7 protein-coding genes and 1 rRNA gene (1 of these 8 only partly in view) are annotated in these 7325 nt (G+C 38.9%); 4 read left to right on the top strand and 4 right to left on the bottom strand.

What is annotated here, in order from left to right; translation table 11 throughout:
• Together EJF36_RS00900 and EJF36_RS00895 are read right to left on the bottom strand one after the other, a co-directional pair.
• Nucleotides 1–1033 (bottom strand): 16S ribosomal RNA (locus tag EJF36_RS00900); it reaches 507 nt to the left of the window's first position.
• A 270-nt stretch (nucleotides 1034–1303) separates the two neighbouring features.
• On the bottom strand, nucleotides 1304–1537 hold the full coding sequence (locus EJF36_RS00895; RefSeq protein ID WP_125904590.1) for a hypothetical protein: 234 nt from the start codon (nucleotides 1535–1537) through the stop codon (nucleotides 1304–1306).
• A gap of 148 nt (nucleotides 1538–1685) precedes the next feature.
• On the opposite strand from EJF36_RS00895, the gene pdaB reads away from it, so the two are divergent.
• A complete protein-coding gene (pdaB, locus tag EJF36_RS00890) occupies nucleotides 1686–2447 on the top strand; it encodes a polysaccharide deacetylase family sporulation protein PdaB (protein WP_125904589.1) in 762 nt (253 codons plus the stop codon).
• Nucleotides 2448–2622: 175 nt separating this feature from the next.
• On the opposite strand, the gene EJF36_RS00885 is transcribed toward pdaB, so the two are convergent.
• Nucleotides 2623–3243: a KinB-signaling pathway activation protein gene (locus EJF36_RS00885; RefSeq protein ID WP_125904588.1), complete on the bottom strand. Its 621-nt coding sequence runs from the start codon at nucleotides 3241–3243 to the stop codon at nucleotides 2623–2625.
• A gap of 200 nt (nucleotides 3244–3443) precedes the next feature.
• Between EJF36_RS00885 and gerD the strand changes: the two genes are divergently transcribed.
• The gene (gene gerD, locus EJF36_RS00880; protein ID WP_125904587.1) at nucleotides 3444–4034 is read left to right on the top strand and encodes a spore germination lipoprotein GerD; all 591 of its coding nucleotides are present in this window, start codon (nucleotides 3444–3446) and stop codon (nucleotides 4032–4034) included.
• A gap of 173 nt (nucleotides 4035–4207) precedes the next feature.
• Here the strand turns inward: gerD and EJF36_RS00875 are convergent, their stop codons facing one another.
• Nucleotides 4208–5260: an Mrp/NBP35 family ATP-binding protein gene (locus tag EJF36_RS00875; protein ID WP_125904586.1), complete on the bottom strand. Its 1053-nt coding sequence runs from the start codon at nucleotides 5258–5260 to the stop codon at nucleotides 4208–4210.
• A gap of 189 nt (nucleotides 5261–5449) precedes the next feature.
• Between EJF36_RS00875 and EJF36_RS00870 the strand changes: the two genes are divergently transcribed.
• Both EJF36_RS00870 and cwlD read left to right on the top strand, forming a co-directional pair.
• Nucleotides 5450–5896 (top strand): DUF2521 family protein, encoded by a 447-nt coding sequence (locus EJF36_RS00870; protein ID WP_125904585.1) that lies wholly within the window; start codon nucleotides 5450–5452, stop codon nucleotides 5894–5896.
• 206 nt (nucleotides 5897–6102) lie between these two features.
• Complete coding sequence (gene cwlD, locus EJF36_RS00865; RefSeq protein WP_125904584.1) at nucleotides 6103–6831, top strand: N-acetylmuramoyl-L-alanine amidase CwlD; 729 nt, start codon at nucleotides 6103–6105, stop codon at nucleotides 6829–6831.
• The last annotated feature ends 494 nt before the right edge of the window (nucleotides 6832–7325 follow it).

The raw sequence follows: 7325 nt of genomic DNA, 5'->3' as shown, positions 1-7325 counted from the left end.
CCCCGAAGGGAAAACCCTATCTCTAGGGCGGGCATAGGGATGTCAAGACCTGGTAAGGTTCTTCGCGTTGCTTCGAATTAAACCACATGCTCCACCGCTTGTGCGGGCCCCCGTCAATTCCTTTGAGTTTCAGTCTTGCGACCGTACTCCCCAGGCGGAGTGCTTAATGCGTTTGCTGCAGCACTGAAGGGCGGAAACCCTCCAACACTTAGCACTCATCGTTTACGGCGTGGACTACCAGGGTATCTAATCCTGTTCGCTCCCCACGCTTTCGCGCCTCAGCGTCAGTTACAGACCAGAGAGTCGCCTTCGCCACTGGTGTTCCTCCACATATCTACGCATTTCACCGCTACACGTGGAATTCCACTCTCCTCTTCTGCACTCAAGTCCTCCAGTTTCCAATGACCCTCCACGGTTGAGCCGTGGGCTTTCACATCAGACTTAAAGGACCGCCTGCGCGCGCTTTACGCCCAATAATTCCGGACAACGCTTGCCACCTACGTATTACCGCGGCTGCTGGCACGTAGTTAGCCGTGGCTTTCTCGTTAGGTACCGTCAAGGTACCGCCCTATTCGAACGGTACTTGTTCTTCCCTAACAACAGAGTTTTACGATCCGAAAACCTTCTTCACTCACGCGGCGTTGCTCCATCAGACTTTCGTCCATTGTGGAAGATTCCCTACTGCTGCCTCCCGTAGGAGTCTGGGCCGTGTCTCAGTCCCAGTGTGGCCGATCACCCTCTCAGGTCGGCTACGCATCGTCGCCTTGGTGAGCCATTACCTCACCAACTAGCTAATGCGCCGCGGGCCCATCTATAAGTGATAGCTAAAAGCCATCTTTCAATTTATCTTCAGGTAAAGATAAATGTTATCCGGTATTAGCTCCGGTTTCCCGAAGTTATCCCAGTCTCATAGGCAGGTTGCCCACGTGTTACTCACCCGTCCGCCGCTAACCACCGAAGTGGTTCGCTCGACTTGCATGTATTAGGCACGCCGCCAGCGTTCGTCCTGAGCCAGGATCAAACTCTCCGAAAAGAAGTTTGACTTGCTCAAATTTACATCTGGCAATTCTTTTTGCGACTTTTAAAGTCGCTTGTTTTGTTTCTATAATAGAAACGTTTTAGCGCTTGGTTTTGTTTAGTTTTCAAAGAGCTTTTAAACTGCCGTTCACAGCAGCTTTATTATAATAACACTTCGTCGTTTTCCTGTCAACAACTTTTTAAAATTTAATTTCAAATTGTGTTGTTGTTTATCAGCGACGTTTATTACTATACCAAGATTATTATTTCTCGTCAACCTTTTATTCTAACTTTTTTTTGATACCCACTTTTTTTTGTTGCGAATATATTTCATACACTCCATAGGTGGAGCTACCCTCATATATAATTTATATAGTATATCATATCTTTCCTCCATAGAGCGTTTCACTATATGATCAATACGCGAGTCCTCAACATCTAATAATATTTCCTCTAACTCTCTCTTTATCATGTATTCAAGTTCTTTTATCTCTTTCTTACTAACGATTAGTCCTAGCATATAAACCTCCAACATAAATAATTATTTCAGGTATTATATTTTTGCACATAATTGTATTTTTTAACCAAAAGTTTACGCATGTCTCATATCTTTTACTAGACAAGCATATGATGTACTACTAATAAGTGAAGTTATCGAGGTGATTAGATTGAATTTTTTCTATGTATTAAATGGGAAAACTATTAAGCAAGGATTAATTATTGTTTTTGCTGCATTTTTTACGGCTAGCATCCTTTATGTACAAACTGTTGTTCAACAGCCCGTATTTTCAACAGAGGATGGACCACGTGCTATATACAAGGGGGACAAGAAAAATGATGCGGTGGCATTAACTTTCGACATTAGTTGGGGAGATGAAAAAGCCATTCCTATCCTTGAGGCACTTAAGGCTGAGGGTATAACAAACGCAACCTTCTTTTTATCCGCAGTGTGGGCTGAAAGACACCCTGACATTGTAGAGCGCATTATAGAGGATGGACATGAAATCGGCAGTATGGGGTATGTGTGGAAGAACTACACAAAGATGGAGAATGTTAAAGTTAAACGTGATATCTTAAAAGCGCAAGATGTTTTTAGACAACTAAAAGCTAATGACAATTACCTTTTACGTCCACCTTCCGGCCAGTTTAATGAAGACGTTCTTAAGATTGCCCAACAATATAATTATTCGGTGATTCATTGGAGTATAGATTCACAGGACTGGGACAATCCAGGAGTAGAAGATATTGTTAAAAACGTTGAAGAAATGATAAACGGTGACATAATTTTATTACACGCTTCTGATTCAGCTACTCAAACTGCAGCTGCTATCCCACAAATCGCAAAGATAATGAAGCAAAAAGGACTAAAAAATATTAGCGTTAGTGACATGATTGCTGACGTTGATGCAAAGAGCAAGGATATGAACTGAATCAATTCGTTTTTTTAATATTACACAGCCGGAGAGCAAGAGAACTAAATACAATGTTCTCAATAAGGGTAGTCATTCACATCTAAGTTCAACCCCTGAAGCAATACCTAAGCTCTCATCTATAAATTAAAAACCAGGAGTCACTTAAATAGTTTTAAGTGGAACTCCTGGTTTTTTATGCTGTGACGCTAACTTTATTATTTTTTGTACTGGTGTTTAGTTTATGAAGCAGTAGTAATTGATAAGCATTACATACAAGCAAAGGCACTAACATAAAGTATAACCAATCTGATTCGTTAACACGCAAGACTGGTACCCACTCGAGTATTGTTACAACTGTCATAAAAAATAGTGCAGGTATAAAGGCTTTCTGATTTGTTTGATTGGCTTTCATGTAAGCAATGAGCAAACCGAATAATAAAACAACTGCTGCCGGCCAAACATAATGTAGTATCGTTTCTGCCTCAGTCGCAAATGCTTGATATCGGAAATATATTAAATCAAACAACACAAAAACAATCAGTACTACTTGCACACTTGACCACATCGACCTAAAGATTGCTAACCCAAACCGGTGTACAAATAAATAAGCAAAAAAACCCATTTGACTCACAATACTGAATAATAAACCTAGGCCGAATAGCCACATAAAGGCTGATATAAATTCACCAAAATCTCCAATTTCTAGAAAACCTCTATAATCCGACCACCTAACAATAATTCCTGTTAAACCTGTTGCTAAGCCACCAAAGAATAACGTTGATATAAATAACCTAACCCAATTTCGGCTCTTCATAAGTACATCCTCCGCATTACTATATAGAGCATAGTATTATTTCAAAATTAATTATATCATATTTAAAAATTCTAAAAAGATGTTAAGTAAATGTAGCAATGTATAGAACGTAACTAATTTCGAGATATTAAACATATTAGTTATTCTATATAGCATTAAAACTGCTATCAACTGACTTGTATTGAAGGGAGCTAGTTGGAATGCGAAAATTTTTGGTAATCCTCCTAGTTATGACCTTTATCATAGCGACAGGATGTGCCCCACAAGATCAAGGAAATGGTCAATTAGATTATGAACAGACGAAAAAAATGGTTGTTGATATTCTAAAAACAGATGAAGGTAAAAAAGCAATTGAAGAGATTATGACAGATGATAAAATGAAACAACAGCTTGTAATTGAACAAAAAGTTGTTACTGATGCTATCGAGCAGCTTTTTTCATCTGAAAAAGGTGGAGAGTTTTGGAAGAAACAGTTCGAGGACCCAAAATTTGCGGAGGCTTTCGCAAAAAGCATGCAAAAGGAACATGAGAAGCTAATTAAGCAACTCATGAAAGATCCAGAATATCAAGGAATGTTACAAGATATTTTTAAAGACCCAGAAATGCAAAAAGAAATGATAGATGTGTTTAAAAGCAAAGATTATCGGTCTCACTTACAAGAAGTCATTAATGAAACAATGGAAAGCCCTATCTTTCAAGCGAAAATTCAAGATCTTTTAATAAAAGCTGCAGAAGAAATGCAAAAAGGCGAGAAAAAGAAAGAGGAAGGGAAAGATGAGGGCGGCGAATAGTTCATCAACTTACATCCACTTGAAAAGGCATTCCCTTATGGAAATGCCTTTTTTTGTTCGATGATATAATTATTGGCACTTGCGGCTTTGGTAGTAATGATAGGTTCTAGCTGAGAATTCAATTTAACAGTATTCGTCTGATAGCTGCCTTCGTTAGTTACCCTTTACACACCTTACTTACCTACTTTTTCTATTACTTTTTTCGCAATATCACTAAAGATCTTACCTACTTCATTGTCATCTTCATACACAGAAGGAGCAAAGTCACTTGTATTCCAATCAGGCTGTTGAAGAGGCAATTGTCCTAATAAATCAACTTGCATTTCTGATGCAAGCTTCTCTCCCCCACCTTTTCCAAACACATATTCTTTTTCTTTTGTTACTTTGCTTTCAAAATACGACATATTTTCAATGACACCGATAACTTCATGGTCTGTCTTTAATGCCATCGCACCCGCACGAGCTGCTACAAACGCCGCAGTTGGGTGTGGAGTTGTTACGATTATTTCCTTACATGCTGGCAGCATGGAGTGTACATCCAAAGCCACATCCCCTGTACCTGGAGGTAAGTCTAATAGAAGGTAATCTAAATCGCCCCACTCTACCTCTTGGAAAAAGTTATTTAGCATTTTCCCAAGCATTGGCCCACGCCAAATGATAGGTGAGTTATCTTCTACAAAGAATCCCATAGAGATAACTTTCACATCGAAACGGTCAACAGGAATAATCTTTTCACCACGTACAACAGGGCGTTGTGTAATTCCCATCATATCCGGAACGCTAAATCCGTAAATATCAGCATCAATTAACCCAACTTTTTTCCCTAATCTAGCTAAAGCAACGGCTAAATTGACAGATACAGTAGACTTTCCTACGCCACCTTTACCACTCGCAATAGCAATAAATGTCGTTTTACTTGTCGGGGATAAAAGAGATGTGTCTTCTTCCATCTCACCTTGAAAGGCTTGGATAACTTCTGGTGCTAACTCTGTAAAGCGAATACCTACCGATTCCGCCCCAGCCTGCTTTAATACATTAACAATAGTTGTTTGTATTTGTAGTTGCTCAGGTGTACCTGTTTTTGCCAGTGCTATTTTCACACTTACGTGTTTTTTTTCTTCTTTAATTTTTATTTCTTGCACAGCGTTTGTTTCTTTAAATGTTTTATTTATGTACGGATCTTGTAGATTCCCTAAAACCTCTAATACTTGTTGTTCTGTTAGCATATATCCACCGCCTTAACTTTGTAATCGTTCACAAATTAAAGTATATCACATCTTTTTTTCTTTTTTAAAGAAATCAACACTTGTACTGCGTTTACAGTTCTAAGTACTAACGGCTGAAATTGGCAGTGACCGAGAACGTATGAGAATTTATTGAAGTCAGAAACTAGTTGCATAGGAGTGTGATATGAAATGGCAGTTGTAGTATCTTTAAAGCAACGGCAGCGTGATAAGCAAGTGAATTATGAGCGCAGCATGCTACAAGAACTGACTCTTGATATGTTAAAAGCATACACTAATGAGGTGTTCAGCGATTATATAGATAACGGTTATCTTTTAAAACACAACATCGAGAACGGCTGTGTTGATATGGCCATAGAAGCGTATTTACTCGGTGCCTCGTTTAGTAAATTTGGATATTATGGTGAAACGGTAGAAAACGCAAAACGGCGTTGTTTATACGAACAAAAATATGTAGTTGATTCTTTATATGATTATTTATTATTCTGGGGGCGTTTCCCCTCTAATGGCATGTTTGAGGAGTCTGTATATTATACGTGCGAAGTGTTTGTTGATTATTGGTGGAATGAAGGTTTTTCAAAAGGTGAACGTCGTTACCGACTCCGTCTGCATAAATAAAATTGAGACATGGCTAGACATTACTCAAGCTATCTTCATAAAGCAGATAACTAAATTTACGGAAGTAATCGCACATTTAAGTGACTGGCACCAAAATAAGGTGCCTTTTCACTGTTCTTTATTGAACACACAAAAAGTCTCGTTTAACGTTCTATTTCCGTAGTTTGTCCCATATCATGTATGGAAGTCATGCAGGAGGTAGCGATATGAAACGATTTAGAATATTGATAGGTGTCTTTATAGTTATTATATGTCTATTTACCTTTATGCAATATCAATTTAGAGATCAAGATGCATTACAGAGCTGGAACTTGCCTCTGTCAGGCTTAATTATTGCCATTGATCCCGGTCATGGAGGCGTTGATGGAGGTGCTGTCGGTGGAGAAGACGTATATGAAAAAGATATAGCTCTCTCTGTATCCCTGAAGCTACGTGACTATTTACAGGAGCAAGGGGCTTTAGTTCTTCTAACACGTGAGGATGATAGAGATTTAGCATCCCCATCAACAAAAGGGTATCGAAAGCGCTGGCAAGAAAACTTGAGGAATCGAGTTACTTTTATAAATGAATCAGCAGCTGATTTATTTATTAGCGTCCATCTTAACGCGATCCCTTCTTCTAGATGGAGAGGAGCACAAGTATTTTATAATCCTATGTACAAAGAAAATAAGGCGTTGGCAAAAGCGATTCAGGCAGAGATGATTCGTAATCTTGAGAACACAGACCGGTCGGCTAAAGCTCTGCAGGAATCATATTTATTACGAAAAGTTGAAAAACCGGGAGCATTAGTTGAGATCGGCTTCCTATCTAATGATGCAGAACGAAACTTGCTACAAACCAAAGCATATCAGCACGCGGTGGCAGCCTCGATTTATACAGGTATAATTAAATATATCGAGAAACATCCACCGCAGGATAACACGGATAACGAATAAGCCCTCATGAACATGAGGGCTTTGTTCTACTTTACAGTTTGTTTATAAACACCAAATTCTTTAGTAGACTCAACCATAGCTTTTATAACGTGGAGCGGAACGTCATAAGGAATTTCAGGCGGCTGCGACGAAAGAATAAAACCGTACCCACTAGCCCCCTAGTCAATGGCCTTACGAACTTCTAATCTCATCTTTGTTTCGTTCCAATACATCATCTCTATATTATTTAAGTTCCCCATTAACCCGATTTTTTCTTGGGTATTCTTTTCAGCTTCTGTAGGAGCTGTATACGCAACGCTAGACTACGAAGATACTGAGTACACTTCTTATCGAATCACATACAACAGAGCCTTTTTCATAAGTTATCACAATTAGAAATGACATACTGACGCTCCCAGTAAGGTTTCTTTATGTACGGAGCTTTATCCAGATTTGTCCTCATTTAAGCATTTTATATTTTCCTAAGTAGAGTAGAGAACTGATTTCAAAGGGAT

Source organism: Bacillus sp. HMF5848, assembly GCF_003944835.1.
Taxonomy (GTDB): Bacteria; Bacillota; Bacilli; order Bacillales; family HMF5848; genus HMF5848.
Note: the sequence above shows the minus strand (reverse complement) of the source record. Positions and strands in the feature narration are given on the sequence as shown.